Below are 15,204 nucleotides of genomic sequence, written 5' to 3' on the forward strand. Positions count from 1 at the left end.
CCTCTGGTTAGACAGGCTGGGATGGGGGACGAGACTGCAATGAGCGAACCGACGGAATTGCGCGATCCCTCGCCCGAGGTCTCCCGGCGCCGCAAGCCAACGGGCAAAAATCCCAAGGGCCGTGTCACCATGACTGACATCGCCAGGGCCGCCGGCTGCTCGCAGGCGACGGTATCGTTCGTGCTCAACAACACGCCGGGCATAAGGCTGTCACAGCAGACCCGCGAGCGGGTGATCGAGGCGGCGCGCACGCTTGGCTATTCGCCGCCGGCCTTTTCCGCCTTGCAACGCCCTGTGCTCGCCTTCGACGGGCTGGACGGGGTGATCGGCTTCGCCGTCGACCAGTTGGCGACCAGCCCGGAAGCGGTGGTCGCCATCGAAGGCGCGCGCCAGGCCTCGTGGAATGCCGGCAATGTGCTTCTGGTGGCGCAGACGCTGGGTGATTCCGTCATGGAACCGCGCGCCATTGCAGCCCTCACCAAGCGCGGCATTTCGGCGCTGATCTACATGACCATCTTCACCCGCGAAATCGTCGCCCCCGACTATCTCTACGGTGTCGACATCCCGGTCATCCTGCTCAATTGCTACACCGCCGACTATGCCTTCCCCGCCGTGGTGCCGAGCGAGATCGCCGGCGGCCAGAGTTCCACCCGCCATCTGATCAGCCATGGCCATCGCCGCATCGCCACCATCACCGGCGAACCCTGGATGCAGGCGGCGCAGGATCGGCTGAAGGGCTACCGCCGCGCGCTGGCGACAGCCGACATCCCGTTCGATCCGGAACTGGTGGTCGAGGGCGACTGGTCGGCCAGCGCCGGCTACGCCGCCACCGTCAAGCTATTGGCGCTGAAGGATCGCCCGACCGCCATCTTCTGCCAGAACGACCGCACCGCCATCGGCTGCTACGAAGCGCTGAAGGAAGCCGGCCTGCACATTCCGCAGGATATTTCCGTGGTCGGCTATGACGACGAGGAAATCGCCCGCCATTTGTTCCCGCCGCTGACGACCTCGATCCTGCCGCATATGGCGATGGGCCAATGGGCGATCGAGCAGCTGGAAGTTCCAGCTCCGCCCGGCCGCGGCCGCTACCCCATCACCAAGCTCGAATGCCCGCTAGTGGAGCGGGAGTCGGTCAGCGCTGTCGCCGGGCCGATCACGAGTTCGCGCGAAACGTCAGCGGGTTAAGGCACCCGACGCCGGTCTATCCGCCAACCATCAGCTTGACGACTTCGTCATGGTTGGTTTCCGAGATTTTGCGCTCGCCGGCCTGGACGCCGCGCCTGAGCACGACGATGCGGTCGGAGACGGCAAAGATGTCCTGCAGATTGTGCGAGATGAAGATCACGCCGCGGCCTTGCGCCTTGAGCTGGTGGATGAGCGAAATCACCTTGCGTTGCTCCGGCACACCAAGTGCTGCCGTCGGTTCGTCCATGATCAGGATCTGCGCGTCCCAATAGACGGCCCGGCCGATGGCGACCGCCTGGCGTTGGCCGCCGGAGAAATTGCTGACCGGCGCTTCCAGCCGGCTGACATGGAAGTCCAGCCGGCCCATGGTCTGCTTGGCGGCGACGGCCATCGCCTTGCGGTCGAGCACCGGCAGGAAGCCGAACGCCTTGCGCATGGGCTCACGGCCAAGGAAGATGTTGGCACCGATCGACAGATTGTCGGCCAGCGCCAGGTCCTGGTAGATGGTCTCGATGCCCTTTTCGCGCGCCTCCTGCGGCGTCGCGAAAGTCACCGGCTGACCCCTGAGCAGGATCTCGCCGCCGGTCGGCTGAAACACCCCCGATATCGCCTTGATCAGCGTCGTCTTGCCGGCGCCGTTGTCGCCGGCCAGCGCCACCACTTCGCCCGGCCGCACGGCCATGGAGAAATCGTTGAGCGCCTGCACCGCGCCGAAATGCTTGGACAGGTGGCGGACTTCGAGAAGCGGGGTGGTTTGATCGGAATTATTCATCCTGGCGAGCTCCACTGAACCGGCGCTGCGCCTGGTCGATAAGGACGGAGATGATGATGACGACGCCGACGGCGATGAACTGCCAGAACGGCTCGACATTGACGAAGACCAGCCCGTACTGGATGACCGCGATCACCAGGGCGCCGGCGACCGTGCCGAAGATGGTGCCGGAGCCGCCGAACAGGCTGGCGCCGCCGATCACCACGGCAGCGACGCTGTCGAGCAGCAGCGGCTCGCCGGCCTGCGCGGCACCGGCGGTGAAGCGCGCCGCATAGAGCGCACCACCAAGGCCGGCGCACATCGCCGAAAGCATGTAGAGGCGCAGTATGTGGCCTCGGATGTCGATGCCGGCGCGCCGCGCCGCCTGCACGTTGGCGCCGATGGCGTAATTGTGCTGGCCGAAGCGGGTCTGGCTCAAGAGGTAGTGCATCACGATGACGAAGATGGCGGTGATCATGACGAGGTAGGGCACGCCGTAGAATTTGCCGTTGCCGAGCAGCGCGAACCAGGAATTCTGCACCGGCACCGTGGTGCCGCCGGCGAGCAGGAAGGCAGCACCGCGCGCCACGCCGAACATGCCGAGCGTGCCGATGAAGGGCGGGATTCTGAGCCGCGAGATCAGCAGGCCGTTGATGACGCCCGGCACGCCGGCGACAAGCACGGCGGCCAGGATGCCGGCCAGCATGGCCAGCGGCAGCGGAATCGCGGCGCCGGCGAGGTTGGTGGCGTGGGCGGCGATGACCGCCGCAAGACCCATGATGAAGCCCAGCGAAAGGTCGATGCCTCCCGAAATGATGACGAATGTCTGTCCGGTCGCCAGCAGCAGCGGCGCCACGGCAAAGATTGCAATCGACTGTACGTTGAACGGATTGAGCACGAAGGTGGCGCCGAAGGAGAGCCGCGACCAGACCTCGAAACAGATGATCAGGCCGGCGAGGAACAGCCAGGCGCGGCCTTCGGCGATGCGCCCGATCAAGGTCCTGGCGGGATCACCATGGTCCGCCTGAGGGGCGACATGGGTCTCGCCTTGGGTTGGGGATGTTGACGTCATAAAATGGTTTCCGATCCGCGGCGCGGCCTCGACTGGGGTCCGGTGCTGATCTCCTCCCGGCGAACCGGAAGGAGACCAAGGCCGTCTGGACTCATTCGGAGTAAAGATACTTCGAGATGTTCGGATCCGCGATGTTGGACTTGTCCATGATCGTGAAGCCGGTGCCGATCGCCACCGGGATCGAATGGCCGGTCAAATGGGCATAGGCTGAAACGACGCCGAAATAGCCGATCTCGGCCGGATGCTGGGCAATCGCGACGTCGACCAGGCCGGTGTTGATGTTGTCGACGATGCTGGTCGGTGCGTCGAACGCCACGACCTTGATGGTGCCGCTCTGTCCGGCCTGCTTGACGCCATTGGCGGCACCGAGCGCCGAGAACAGATTGGCGCCGAACACACCGACGAGATCGGGGTTGCGCGCGAACACCGCCTGCAGCTGCGAGGCCGCCTTGTTGGCGTCGTCTTCGTTGAACTGGGTCTCGAGCACGGTGATGCCGGTGTGCTTCGCCATCTCCTTCTTAAAACCTTCTTCACGCTGGTCGGTGGTCGAGATGCCGGGCTTGACGTTCGAGACGTAGACCTTGCCCTTGTCGCCAATGGCGGTGGCCAGTGCGCGCGCGGCGATCTCGCCGCCCAGCACATTGTCCGAAGCGATATAGGCGAGCGGGAAGTCGGCATCGCCGGCGCCGGTCTGGTAGACGCCGCTGCCGATGAAGGTGTCGACGGTGATCACCGGAATGCCGGCATCATTGGCCTTGCGCAGCGGCTCGACCAATTGAACCTTGTCGGTCGGCGCGATCAGGATGGCGTCCGGCTTCTTGGCGATGACCGCGTCAAGCACGGGAACCTGCGTGACCGGATTGAAATCCGGGGCGCCCTGGAAAACCAGGTTGACGCCCAGCGCATCGGCCGCCGCCTGCGCGCCCTTGCGCATGGTGATGTAGAAACCGTCGGTGGTCAGGCCCGGAACGAGCGCAATGGTGAACTTCTTGTCTTCAGCCTGAGCCGACCCGATCAGCGCCGTTGCGCTGATGGCGAGAGCCGCGAGCGCGGCAACAATCTTCTTCATGACATCCTCCTCATGGTGTTGGCAGATTTGCCGTTGCGATTGGAATCGGAATGGCCGTCGATCTGTTCAGGTGTGCTGACGGCCGGAAAACGGGTTTCGCCTGCTTGCTGTTACGGGCAGCTCCTCCCAGGCGCCCCCAAGTCGTTGGCTCAGCCGGTCGAAACCGACCGGCCTGATGTCGGCGGTCCCTTTTCCTCGCCTCCGCAAGGTCCAGAGAACCGCGCTGCCCGACACGCATGCGTGCCTGGCTGAAAGGTTGTAACACTTTGCTGAAAGAAATTGCAACCGGGTATTTCCCGGGCCGAAACGCTTTTCAAACCGGACGGCATCTGTCTGCTCCGCGGGAGCCCCCGCGGGAGACTAGAGCATGATCCCGAAAAGGGGAAACCGGTTTTCGGACGAGATCATGGTCCAGCAAAGTGGGTATGATCCGCAGTCGGCGTGTCCGACTTATCGCGGCAAGGCGTCGAGGATGGCCTGCGCCGTCTTGGTGTCGGTTATCAGCGCATTGATGAGTTTGGCCCGCACGGCGCCGATGATGGCGCTTGCCTTTTCCGGCGAAGCGGCGACGCCGATCACCAGCGGCACGGCGCGAAGCTGGGCCGGCGACATGGCGATCATCCGGCTCTCGCCTTCCCACGGGATAAGCGTGCCGTCGGCGTCGAAATAGTGGCGGATGACGTCGCCGGCGGCGTGAAACAGTGCCTGTTCGCTCAGCGTCGCCGCACTGGCCTCGGGCGGGTTGATGGCATGCGGCAGGCCGATGCCGACGATCGCGACATCGGTGCGGTCCCACAGCGCAACACTGTCGGCAATGGCCGCATCGCCAAGAAAAACCTCCCGCAATTCGGTCGACGGCAGATAGGGCGCATGGATGAAATGCGGCGTGCCGCCGAACTCCTCCGCCGCCAGCCGGACGAACTCGTTGATCTGGAAGTGCGCCGCCTGCTGCTGCATGCCGCCGGTGGCAGCGACGGTCAGGACACCTGGAATGCGCGGCAGGCCGGCGCGGATCACCTCGCGGATGGCGCGCCCCCAGCCGATGGCGACCACCGAGCCGGCCGAAAGTTCGGCTTGCCTAAGCAGGGCGCCGAGCGGTGCGGCGAGCGCCGCCAGCCCCCCGGCTGCCGGCGTCTCGACCACCGCGGCGGTGCGCAGCCCGAGCCCGTCGATCAGCTGCGTGGTGATAATTTCGGGCGTTGCCAGATCGAGAACCTCGATGCGCACGATGCCCTCTGCCCTGGCCCGCTGCAGCAGCCGCGATATGGTCGCGGTGGAGACGCCGAGCCGCCGCGCGATGTCGACCTGCGACATCTCCGCCTCGTAATGCATCTTGGCGACCGTATGCAGCATCGTCCGCGATGCGGCCGCATCGTTTGCTAAGGGGACAGACAGCTTGCAATTCCTTTCAGCAATGTGTTACAGGGTCGGCGACTGATCGAGTTATCGCGCAAATCGGGCAGACCTGCAACGTGAGTTCGTTCCCACGGCACCGTGTGGACCGGACGGCAAAACTGAACCTTCTTGCTCCACAAAATTGCGCCCTGGGCGCCAACATCGGACAAACACCATGACCAAGATGACGACTGCGGAGTTGCGCGGCTACCAGCAGATCTGCGGCAAGGACGGAGCGATGATGGCCATCGCCTGCGACCAGCGCGGCGGCATGCGCACGCTTCTGGCGTCGGACCCGGAGGAGCAGGCCAAGATCACCAATGACATGCTGGGCGACACCAAGGCCGACATCACCCGCTACCTCGCCAGCCAGGCCTCCTGCGTGCTGCTCGACCCGCTCTGTGCCGTGCCGCGCGTCGTCGACGAAGGCGTGCTGAACCGCGATACGGCGCTGCTCATCGGCCTCGACGCCTCCGGCTTCGATGTCTCACCTGAGGGTTACCGCCTGTCGCGCCTCGTTCCCGGCATCGATGCGCGCCGCGTGCGTGAACTCGGCGGCACCGGCGGCAAGATCATGGTCTATCTCAGGGCCGACAGGCCGGAGGCGAACGATCACAACATCGCCATCCTGCGCCAGTGCATCGCCGACTTCGGCAAGGAAGACCTGCTGCTCGTCGTCGAATTCCTGACCTATCAGCTCGAAGGCGAAAGCCTCGAGGACTATACGGCCAAGATCCCCTCGCTGGTCGAGGAAGGCACCCGCATCTCGTTGGACTGCGGCGCCAAGGTACTGAAGCTTCCCTATCCCGGCACGCCGGACTCCTGCGCCCGGATCACCAGCATGGCCGGCGACGTGCCGTGGGCGGTACTGTCGGCTGGCGTCAACCACGCGACCTTCCTTGGCCAGGTCGAGATCGCCATGAAGAACGGCGCCTCGGGCGTCATCGCCGGCCGCTCGCTGTGGAAGGACTGCATCTCGCTCGACCGTGATATTCAGCGTGAAAAGCTTAGGACGATCGCCGTGTCGAGATTGCGCGAGCTTCAGGCGGTTATCGGCAATTACCGCCGCAAAGCCGCTTAAGCTGTGTCGATATTCAGGTGATGCCGGCCTGCGAATGACCGATACCTGCGCTTCCGGTGCTCACGTACAATAGGTACGCTCCGCTCCGGTTCTCGGTATCAACCATTCTCGACCCGGCCTGACCTGAATCTCAACACACCTTGGAGCATCCCGCGGCGAAACGGCGCCAGACAAGTACGGAACGTCATGCCACAAAGATCGATGGCCATAGGGATCGATATCGGCGGCACCAATCTGCGTGCCGCCCGCATTGCCGCCACCGGCGAAATCCTCAAACGCCTGTCCGAGAAAAGCGCGCCCGACCCGGAGCTGGTGCTCGGCCGCATCGCCGACATGGTGCACCAGCTCGACACGCCCGACGTGGCGGCGATCGGCGTCGGCGTGCCCGGTCGCGTCGATGCGCGGCGCGGCGCGGTGTTGTCCGGCGGCTATGTCGATCTCTCTTCGGTTGCGCTGGCGCAGCGGCTGGAAAGCATGGCCGGCAAGCCCGTCATCATCGACAATGACTGCAACATGGCGCTGACAGCCGAAATGGCGCGCGGCGCCGGCAGGGGCCACGACAACATCGTCATGTTCACCATCGGCACCGGCATTGGCGGCGCCGTGGCTGAAGGTCGCCAGATTGTGCGCGGCAAGGCAACGGCCGGCCAGCTCGGCCACATCGCCGTCGACTTGAACGGCGAGCTCTGCATCTGCGGCCGCCGTGGCTGCGTCGAAACCACGAGCTCCGGCACAGCACTTGGCCGCCATATTGCGCGTGCCGGCCTCGGTCCCGACGTTTCGGTTGATCAGCTCTTTGCCCGCGATGCCGGCGGCGATGCCGTGGCGCGCGGCATACTGGAAGCATGGGCGAGGCCGCTGCGCGCCGCAATCGATACCGCGGTCGCCATGTTCGCGCCTGATCGGGTACTGCTCGGCGGCGGCCTTGGCGACGCGGCGCACAGGGCGCTCGCCTGCGCTCCCGCCCTGGCGCCCTGGTATCAATGCCCGGTGGAACCGGCGCAGCTCGGCGACGCCGCCGGCGTCATCGGCGCCGGCCTGCAAGCGCTGGCAGCGCAAGGGAAGGTCTCGCCAGCGACCTTGCCCCGGCTCAGGCCGGGCCGGCCTGGCTCGGGCCGGCCTGCCGTGCCCAACCGGCGCGCCGTGCTGGTCAACGGCATTCCCGCCTCAGGCAAGAGCACGGTCTCGCGCGGCATTGCCGAGCGCATGGGCTGGCCCTTGCTGGCGCTGGATACGATCAAGAACCCGTTCCTCGAAGCGCTCGGCGGCGGCGATCGTGAATTCAACCGCACGCTCGGCCGCGCCAGCTACCAGGCCATCTGGTCGGTCGTCGCGGAAGCGCCCGCCGGCAGCATCTTTGTCGTCGACGCCTGGTTCGGCTTCCAGCCGCGCGAAGTGCTCGAGGATCATTTGCAAAGGGCAGGAATCGTTGCAACCGCCGAAATCTGGTGCCACGCCCCCGGCGAAGTGCTGGCCGAGCGCTATCGCGCCCGGCTCGACCGGCGCCTGCCCGGCCATCCCGGCGCTGCCTACATCCCCGAACTGATCGAACTCGCCAAACGCGCCGAGCCGCTGCGGCGCGGTCCGCTGTTTGACGTCGACACCACCAAACCGATCGATTTCGATGCCATCACACAATGGCTGCAGGCGACGGTTCACGCATAGTCGCGTTCGCGGTGGGCGCGGGCCGGCTGCTCAAAGCAGAAAACACAACCCCATCCCGATGCCGTCGGGATGGAGCCGCCTCATGGCCGGTTCTACGCTGCGGCCGCTCAGCGGCGCGCCAGCAGCAGGCAGAGCTGTTTCAGGTCGCGATCGTAGGTGCCCTGGCCGCTGAGCACGCTGGCGCAGCGTTTCTTCATCCGGGCGATCTGGCCGGGCGACATGGCGGAAAGCGCAGCCACCGCGGCTGGCGTGGCTATCGCGGGTTGGTTGGGATCTCTCGGGCTGGTGACGGTTCCGCCAACGCCAACGCCGACACCGGCGCTGACACCACCGCCGACCGATGCCCCGGCACCCGCGGAAACGCCGCCCGCACCGCCAACTGTTGCGCCCGCGCCGGCATTGACGCCGCTGGCGCCGCCAACCGAAACACCGGCCCCGACGCCAATACCGCCGCCGCCAACCGAGGCGCCGGCCCCGGCATTCACCCCACCGCCGCCACCGAGGCCAAGGCCCAACCCGAGCCCGGCAGCGCTAGCGGGAAAGCACAAAGTGACGACAACCGCACCGCCAGCCAAGGTCTTGGTAAAATTCCGCAAGAAACCAGTCATGACGCTCCCCGTGTTGGTTACCCGGGTACAGGCTGAATGACATCGGTTACCAACATCACTACGCCAGTGCAGCGTTTTTAGTTTCTTGCCGAATTGACGTTACTGGAAATCGTTGTTGTTGTATTTCCGATTGTTTGACATAGATAGTTCACGATTGCTGCAAAGAATCGATAATTCCAAACGCCTGTCAGCCGAGCTAGCATAGTCAATGGCTATTGGCGGGATTGCCGTGCGGGAACTGGCTATCGAGCAACCAAGTAGGACATGAGTGATTGAAGTCAGTGGCGCACCCGACAGGATTCGAACCTGTGACCTCTGCCTTCGGAGGGCAGCGCTCTATCCAGCTGAGCTACGGGTGCCTTCAGGATCGGCGATCTTGAAAACGAACCAGCCGGTGAACCGGCCAGCCACGGCTTCTTAGCGGAAGCCGGCGCGGGCTTCAACGGGCAATTGGCGATTGGCCGCGCCCTGGCTTTAGCAGGCTCCCTGCCCTTTGGGCGTTCATCCCCTTCAAAAGGTTCACTGGACCTTTTGATCCGCCCAAAGGCGGCTTCACCGTTCGTCATTCGAACAGCCAGGGCTTTTCGTCCGCTGCGCGTCCTCACCCCGCCGCCTCACCCTTCACCACCCTCCGCCGAGCCCCCCGCGTCGCCCGCTTCGGCTTCTTCGCTCCCGTCAGCTCGTTCATCGCATCCAGCTGCATCTGCTGCATTTCGGCCAGCCGTGTCCATTGGCGCGAGATCAGGTAGTCGAGCTTTTCGTGCAGATGCCGCACTTCCAGCTCGGCCTTCAAATTCACCCGGTACTCGTTGAAGGAGCGCAGCCGGTCCTTGGTTTCCTGCCGCTTCTGGCTCATCATGATGATCGGCGCCTGGATGGCGGCAATGCAGGAGAGCAGCAGGTTGAGCAGGATGAAGGGGTAGGGGTCGAAAGCGCCCCCCATGCCTTCGAACAGGTTGATGCCGATCCACACCAGAAGCACGCTGGCGAACGAGATCAGGAACCACCAGCTGCCGCCGAAGGCCGCCATGTTGTCGGAGACGCGGTCGGGAAACGTCCGGTGCTCCTCGAACTCCTCTTCCGAGTTTTCCGAAATCGTGTCCTGCCTGGCGATCGATTCCACCACCTGGCGGTCGAGTTCGGAGAACTCGCCGTGCTCCTGCTGCAGCAGCTCCTCCATATAGCGCATGCGGTAGCGGCCGAGCTCGGCACGGCTGACGCGGGCGCCGGCCGGCAGGTCCGGATGATCCGACCGAATGCGGTCGGCGAGGCTCGGGCGCAGCGTGTCGATGCGCACCAGGTCGCGCTTGTGGAATTTCCGGCCTGATATCGCCGACGGCTTCTTCTTCGGCCTGACCCTGGATGAGCCGGGCAGCGCCGGTTCGGAGTCAGGCACCTCGGGGGATTCGAGATGCTCGTCCGCAGTCTCGTGCGCGTCGTCCGCCACGGTGTCCGCCTCGAGATACTCGCCGCCCGACTGGTTCTCCTTGTCTGCCGCCTTCTGCGCGGATGCCTTGGGGTCGCCGGCCATCGTCAGTGCTCCTGTCTCTCGGGCTCACCGATACGATACGCCAAGCCGGCGCGGCATATCCATCGTCACTGTGAAGCTGGTGTGACCGAACAAGTTCTTGTGATTGGCGGCGGGTGAGATCGGTCGTGATCCTTCGCGCCCCCCTCTGTCCTGCCGGACATCTCCCCCACTTGGGGGGAGATCGGATGTCGCGCCGGCTTTCGCCAATCGCCAACGTCGTGGGACTGAGCGAGGCGCCGGAGCTGCCAATCTCCCCCCTTGTTGTGGGGGAGATGTCCGGCAGGACAGAGGGGGGCGCTGTCCCGCCAGCGTCTCAAAGCTTCTATGGTTCCGGCAAACCAGGCGGCGGTGGCAAACCGGGTAGCGGCGAAGCGGTCGGCTGCTGCCCTGCGTACATCAGCCTGGTCTTCGCCCCATCCATCGTCGGCGACAGGCTGCGCTGGATCAGCGCCTCGACATGGTCGTTGCGCTGCCTGGCGCTGTCGGCGCCCATCACCACCACGATCAGCCGGCGGCCATCGGCGTCGTAGGAGGTGACGATGTTGAAGCCGGAGGCTTTGATGTAGCCGGTCTTGATGCCGTCGACGCCGCGCACCCGGCCGAGCATGTCGTTGTGGCCGCGCACCAGCCGTCCGCGGAACATGAAGTCGCTTTCGGAGAAATAGTGGAATTGCTGCGGGAAGCGGGCGCGCAGCGCCATGCCCAGCACCGCCATGTCGCGCGCGCTCGTGTGCTGGTCGTTGTCGGGCAGGCCCGATGCGTTGCGGAACACCGTGCTGGTCATGCCGATCTGGCGCGCCTTGGCGGTCATGGCGCCGGCAAACGCCTCTTCCGAGCCGCCGAGATATTCGGCGATGGCCACCGCCACGTCATTGGCCGATTTGACGATGATGGCGCGGATCGCCGAATCGACATCGATCGTTTCGCCGCGCTTAAAGCGCAATTTGGTCGGCGGCTGCCTGGCGGCATTGTCCGAAACCGGGATCTGCGTCTCCTTGGTGACGCGGCCGGAATCCAGCGCCTCGAACAGCAGATAGAGCGTCATCATCTTGGTCAGCGAGGCCGGATAGCGCTGCGCCGCCGAATTGACCTCGAACAGCTGCTTGCCGCTGCTGGCGTCGATGACGATGGCCGCATATTTCTGCGGCGGCGCCGGCACCGCCAGCACCGAGTCTGGCGGCGCCGTGGTGCAGCCGGCAACAAACAGCAGCATGAGGGCCGCGACTAATCTCTGGACGAGTGGGGGGTAGCGGAAAGCGGGCAAGTCGGTTCCGAAGCAGGCTGTTGCTGAGAGGGCCGGAACCTAGCCTAACCCGATTGCTTCGTCCATTTGGTTAACGGGGGCCGCAGGATTAGCCGCGGGTTCGCTGCCCATTGCTCGCTCAAAGAGGCCCCCTCACCCGGATTGCCAACCGAATTGCAAAGGGCAATTCGGGGCAATCCGACCTCTCCCCGAGGGGAGAGGAGGGAGCCGGCGCTGAGGCGCATCTCTTCTCCCCTCGGGGAGAAGGTGGCCGCGAAGCGGCCGGATGAGGGGGTCTTCCGTCTTCCACTGGCGTGTCCGCCGCCGCCCCGAAATCGCCTGTTTCCTGTTCTGTTTTGCCTTCGGGGTCGCGCTGCTGTTAATTGTGGTCGACATTTGGCTTGGGGGTTGAATATGAGCATGGAACTCGGCGCGCAGGCGCCGTCGCTGATCAGGGCATCTCTCAGCCGCACCGGCAAATGGGCCGGCAGCGTCGCCTTTATCGGCGGCGCGGCGTCCGACATTCTCAACCCGCTGGCGCCGTTCGCCGCCTATATCGCGCTGGTCGCCTCGGTCGCGGCAGTCATCATCGCCATCGCCATTGTGCTCAGGCTGGTGCTGGCGGCCAAGGCGCTGCCGGCGCTGATCTTTGCCACCAGTGCCGCCGCGGTTGCCGGTGGCGTCTACGGGTTGCAACAGCAGACCAATTCGCAAAACGGGGTGATCGCCGGCCTGGTGCCGGCCATCGCCGAGCTGCAGCAGAGCATGGGCATCGTCTCGGCCAAGGTGGCCAAGATCGAGAAAACGGTCACGCAAACGCAGCAGACGGTCGAGGCGGTCAAGCAGACCACCGATACGGTGGCCAAGAAGACCGAGGAGATCGCCTCGACCCAGCAGCAGCAGGCCGTGCAGGGCGCCGAGACGCAAAAGAGCGTCGAGGCGGTCAAGCAAACCACCGAGACGCTCGCCGCCGGCCAGAAGCAGCAGGCGGCGCAGGCCGAAAAGCTGCAGGCGACCACCGAGCAGATCGCGGTGTCGATCGATACCATCGCCAAGGGGTTTGCCGCGCTCGCCGCCCAGGGTGGGGCGATCGCCGACCCCAAGCGTCCCGACGAATACTATCACAATGCCCGCGTCTACGAGCTGTCGGGCGACATGCTCAATGCGCGGCGTTCGTATCTCGCTTTCGCCGGCTTCGATGTCGATGCCATCGATCCCTACACGCGCTTTGCCACGTTGCTGCGCGTGCAGGACGGCAAGGCCGGTTCGCGCGAAGTGTTCGGCGCGCTGGCCGACAAGGGCAAGGCGCTGTCGATCAAGCTCGTCCATCTCGAACAGTTCGACGATGCCCAGCGCCTGGAAAAACTCAACGCCTTCATATCAGCCAATCCCGATTTCGCGCCGGCCTATTATTTGTTGGCGCAGGAGTTTTCGGAAGATCGCCTCGGCAGCCAGTCGCTGTCCGACAAGCGCAGCGAGGCCCAGGCGCTGACCAAATTCGTCTCCTACGAAAAGGATGGCGGGCTGCTGAAATATTTCGTCGACCAAACGCAGCTCGCCGACTGGTTGGACCGTAGCCGCAGCCGGCTGGCCGCCCTTGGCGACGTGCTCGACCCCGCGCGTTTTGCACCGACCTTGACGCCGATGCGCTCGAACCAGGGCTGGTCGATGACCATCTCGTTGCCCGAGGTTGCCACGGCCATTTCCTGGCGTCTCGGCAACAGCGGCCCATTCACCGACACCGGCTTCCTGTCGACCAACGACCCGCGGACCGGCAAGCCGATGCCCAATCCGAGCTTCGAGCTGCCCGACAGCACCGCTGCCACCACCATCGCCATCAAATATCTCGATCTGAGGGGACGCGAGACCGGTCCGTTCGACATAAAATTCGATCCGGACGCCGCACTCCAACAAGGCTCGAAGCAGATCCTCGACCAGTTCTGGACCTCGTGGATTGCCTTTGACGCCAGCGGCAATCACGGCCTGGTCTATTTCAGCCAGATGCTGTCGTTCCGCTGCGCCATCAAGGAGGTGCATTACGGCCTCAACGGTGCGGCACTCGACAAGGAGATCAAGATGCCGCCTTGCGACAAGAAGGACCCCTACGCCATCCCCTACGACTACCAGCCCTATTTCAAGGTCGCCGACAGCGTGAAGTCGATGTCGGTGCAGGTCACCTACATGGACGGCACCCAGTCGCCAGTGCGGGAGTACAAGCGGCAGTAGGCCGGCGCCGACCCCCTCATCCGGCCGCTTCGCGGCCACCTTCTCCCCGCTGGGGAGAAGAGACTGACGCCGGCGCCGGTGATCTCCTCTCCCCTCGGGGAGAGGTCGGCCGAGCGAAGCGGAGGCCGGGTGAGGGGGCCTTTGCCCAAATGCTGACGCAAAATGCTGGCCGCTGCGCTTGCGCAACCGGGCCTGAGCGGCTTTTGCTGGCGCGGGCAGAATCAGCAGGTGCGCGCATGGATACGGTCACGATCAAGGCAAAAGGCATTTCGGTAACGGTCGATCTGGCCGTCGGCCATCTCGCCGACATGGTGGTCGACATCGATGGCCGCCGCCTGAAGCCGCTGCATCGCGCGCCCTGGGTCGATACGGGCGAAACGCTGCCGCAGAACCTGCCCGAAGGCACTGTTCGCCTTTCCGGCGATTTCCTCTGCGCGCCGTTCTCGCGCAGCGATGTCGAGGAAGCGCCACTGCATGGCTGGCCGGCCAACAGCGGCTGGGATGTCGTCGACAGCAGCGCGACATCGGATGGCTGGCGGGCCACCTTCCGGCTGCAGCACAAGGTGATGGGCGCAACGGTCGACAAGATCCTCACCTTGCGCGACGGCCATCCGTTTCTCTATCAGGAACATGTCTTTACCGGCGGCAACGGTGCCATTTCCGTCGCCCACCATCCGATGACGGCGATGCAGGACGGCGGCCGGCTGGCCTTCTCGCCCAAGCGTTTTGCCGCGACGCTGGACGAACCGCTGGAGACCGATCCGGCTCGCGGCCGTTTCCTGCTCGCCTATCCCGCGCGTTCCGCCGATCTCGAGCACTTTCCCACCGCCGCTGGCGGCACGACGGACCTTGCCGACTACCGCGACGATCAGCTGCGCGAGGATTTCCTCACCCTGGTCGAGGCCGATCACGGCGGACCGGGCTGGACCGCCCTGGCGCGCCGGGCGGAACAGGATCTCGTGCTGGTGCTGAAAAACCCGGCCGAATTGCCGGTCACCATGCTGTGGTTCAGCAATGGCGGCCGCGATTACGCGCCATGGAGCGGCCGCCATCGCGGCGTGCTCGGCATCGAGGACGGCCGCGCTGCGGTCGGCCATGCCGCGTCGATCGGCGACAACTGGCTGAAGCGCGAAGGCGTGGCGACCGCCTTTGCGCTCGGCGGTGAAGTCTCCTTCCGCCATGTCATCGGCGCGCTGCCGCAGGCCGGCGGCGAGCCGCCACGCGACATCGCGACGTCGGATGGCCGCATGCGCATCCTGGCCGCGGACGGCTCAGAGCGAGACATCGCCTTCGACAGCGATTTCCTGCGCATCGGCCAATCCGTTCCTGCCTGAGCACGCAGCGTCATTGCAGGTTTGAAATTTCCGCGAACTATCGC

12 protein-coding genes and 1 tRNA gene are annotated in these 15,204 nt (G+C 64.9%); 5 read left to right on the top strand and 8 right to left on the bottom strand.

The genetic code is table 11. The features are described 5' to 3' along the window. The first annotated feature begins 39 nt into the window (after window positions 1-39). Window positions 40-1,185 (top strand): LacI family DNA-binding transcriptional regulator, encoded by a 1,146-nt coding sequence (locus tag AC1DXU_RS18015; RefSeq protein WP_477370966.1) that lies wholly within the window; start codon window positions 40-42, stop codon window positions 1,183-1,185. A gap of 16 nt (window positions 1,186-1,201) precedes the next feature. Here the strand turns inward: AC1DXU_RS18015 and AC1DXU_RS18020 are convergent, their stop codons facing one another. From AC1DXU_RS18020 to AC1DXU_RS18035, 4 genes are all read right to left on the bottom strand, one after another. Then, complete coding sequence (locus tag AC1DXU_RS18020; protein WP_477370968.1) at window positions 1,202-1,957, bottom strand: ATP-binding cassette domain-containing protein; 756 nt, start codon at window positions 1,955-1,957, stop codon at window positions 1,202-1,204. Beyond that, window positions 1,950-3,008, bottom strand: coding sequence for an ABC transporter permease subunit (locus AC1DXU_RS18025; RefSeq protein ID WP_477370971.1), 1,059 nt, complete (start codon window positions 3,006-3,008; stop codon window positions 1,950-1,952). The genes AC1DXU_RS18020 and AC1DXU_RS18025 overlap by 8 nt, the downstream gene beginning before the upstream one ends. A gap of 91 nt (window positions 3,009-3,099) precedes the next feature. After that, a complete protein-coding gene (locus tag AC1DXU_RS18030; protein WP_477370974.1) occupies window positions 3,100-4,077 on the bottom strand; it encodes an ABC transporter substrate-binding protein in 978 nt (325 codons plus the stop codon). Window positions 4,078-4,527: 450 nt separating this feature from the next. Beyond that, complete coding sequence (locus AC1DXU_RS18035) at window positions 4,528-5,430, bottom strand: sugar-binding transcriptional regulator (protein WP_477370977.1); 903 nt, start codon at window positions 5,428-5,430, stop codon at window positions 4,528-4,530. 217 nt (window positions 5,431-5,647) lie between these two features. Here AC1DXU_RS18035 and AC1DXU_RS18040 point away from each other — a divergent pair, with 217 nt between their 5' ends. Next, entirely contained in the window at window positions 5,648-6,553 is a 906-nt protein-coding gene (locus AC1DXU_RS18040; protein WP_477370980.1) for a tagatose-bisphosphate aldolase, read from the top strand. Between the two features lie 186 nt (window positions 6,554-6,739). Continuing rightward, window positions 6,740-8,218 (top strand): ROK family protein, encoded by a 1,479-nt coding sequence (locus AC1DXU_RS18045; RefSeq protein WP_477370983.1) that lies wholly within the window; start codon window positions 6,740-6,742, stop codon window positions 8,216-8,218. 107 nt (window positions 8,219-8,325) lie between these two features. On the opposite strand, the gene AC1DXU_RS18050 is transcribed toward AC1DXU_RS18045, so the two are convergent. The 4 genes from AC1DXU_RS18050 to AC1DXU_RS18065 form a co-directional block, all read right to left on the bottom strand. Then, window positions 8,326-8,826 (bottom strand): hypothetical protein, encoded by a 501-nt coding sequence (locus AC1DXU_RS18050; protein WP_477370986.1) that lies wholly within the window; start codon window positions 8,824-8,826, stop codon window positions 8,326-8,328. A 282-nt stretch (window positions 8,827-9,108) separates the two neighbouring features. Continuing rightward, a tRNA-Arg gene (locus AC1DXU_RS18055) sits at window positions 9,109-9,185 on the bottom strand. Window positions 9,186-9,427: 242 nt separating this feature from the next. Continuing rightward, window positions 9,428-10,357 carry a DUF1003 domain-containing protein gene (locus AC1DXU_RS18060; RefSeq protein WP_477310872.1) on the bottom strand — a complete coding sequence of 310 codons (930 nt, stop codon included), beginning with the start codon at window positions 10,355-10,357 and terminating at the stop codon, window positions 9,428-9,430. A 322-nt stretch (window positions 10,358-10,679) separates the two neighbouring features. Continuing rightward, the gene (locus tag AC1DXU_RS18065; RefSeq protein WP_477370989.1) at window positions 10,680-11,570 is read right to left on the bottom strand and encodes a D-alanyl-D-alanine carboxypeptidase family protein; all 891 of its coding nucleotides are present in this window, start codon (window positions 11,568-11,570) and stop codon (window positions 10,680-10,682) included. 450 nt (window positions 11,571-12,020) lie between these two features. On the opposite strand from AC1DXU_RS18065, the gene AC1DXU_RS18070 reads away from it, so the two are divergent. Together AC1DXU_RS18070 and AC1DXU_RS18075 are read left to right on the top strand one after the other, a co-directional pair. After that, the gene (locus tag AC1DXU_RS18070; RefSeq protein WP_477371601.1) at window positions 12,021-13,826 is read left to right on the top strand and encodes a methyl-accepting chemotaxis protein; all 1,806 of its coding nucleotides are present in this window, start codon (window positions 12,021-12,023) and stop codon (window positions 13,824-13,826) included. Between the two features lie 236 nt (window positions 13,827-14,062). Further along, a complete protein-coding gene (locus AC1DXU_RS18075) occupies window positions 14,063-15,160 on the top strand; it encodes a hypothetical protein (RefSeq protein ID WP_477370992.1) in 1,098 nt (365 codons plus the stop codon). Window positions 15,161-15,204 lie beyond the last annotated feature (44 nt).

Source organism: Mesorhizobium sp. P3_A10, from assembly GCF_056403175.1.

What these genes read in the sequence shown, in the direction of transcription:
- AC1DXU_RS18015 (WP_477370966.1), top strand. Translation starts at nt 40, where the DNA reads ATGAGCGAACCGACGGAATTGCGCGATCCCTCGCCCGAGGTCTCCCGG.
- AC1DXU_RS18020 (WP_477370968.1), bottom strand. Translation starts at nt 1,957, where the DNA reads ATGAATAATTCCGATCAAACCACCCCGCTTCTCGAAGTCCGCCACCTG.
- AC1DXU_RS18025 (WP_477370971.1), bottom strand. Translation starts at nt 3,008, where the DNA reads ATGACGTCAACATCCCCAACCCAAGGCGAGACCCATGTCGCCCCTCAG.
- AC1DXU_RS18030 (WP_477370974.1), bottom strand. Translation starts at nt 4,077, where the DNA reads ATGAAGAAGATTGTTGCCGCGCTCGCGGCTCTCGCCATCAGCGCAACG.
- AC1DXU_RS18035 (WP_477370977.1), bottom strand. Translation starts at nt 5,430, where the DNA reads ATGCTGCATACGGTCGCCAAGATGCATTACGAGGCGGAGATGTCGCAG.
- AC1DXU_RS18040 (WP_477370980.1), top strand. Translation starts at nt 5,648, where the DNA reads ATGACCAAGATGACGACTGCGGAGTTGCGCGGCTACCAGCAGATCTGC.
- AC1DXU_RS18045 (WP_477370983.1), top strand. Translation starts at nt 6,740, where the DNA reads ATGCCACAAAGATCGATGGCCATAGGGATCGATATCGGCGGCACCAAT.
- AC1DXU_RS18050 (WP_477370986.1), bottom strand. Translation starts at nt 8,826, where the DNA reads ATGACTGGTTTCTTGCGGAATTTTACCAAGACCTTGGCTGGCGGTGCG.
- AC1DXU_RS18060 (WP_477310872.1), bottom strand. Translation starts at nt 10,357, where the DNA reads ATGGCCGGCGACCCCAAGGCATCCGCGCAGAAGGCGGCAGACAAGGAG.
- AC1DXU_RS18065 (WP_477370989.1), bottom strand. Translation starts at nt 11,570, where the DNA reads ATGCTGCTGTTTGTTGCCGGCTGCACCACGGCGCCGCCAGACTCGGTG.
- AC1DXU_RS18070 (WP_477371601.1), top strand. Translation starts at nt 12,021, where the DNA reads ATGGAACTCGGCGCGCAGGCGCCGTCGCTGATCAGGGCATCTCTCAGC.
- AC1DXU_RS18075 (WP_477370992.1), top strand. Translation starts at nt 14,063, where the DNA reads ATGGATACGGTCACGATCAAGGCAAAAGGCATTTCGGTAACGGTCGAT.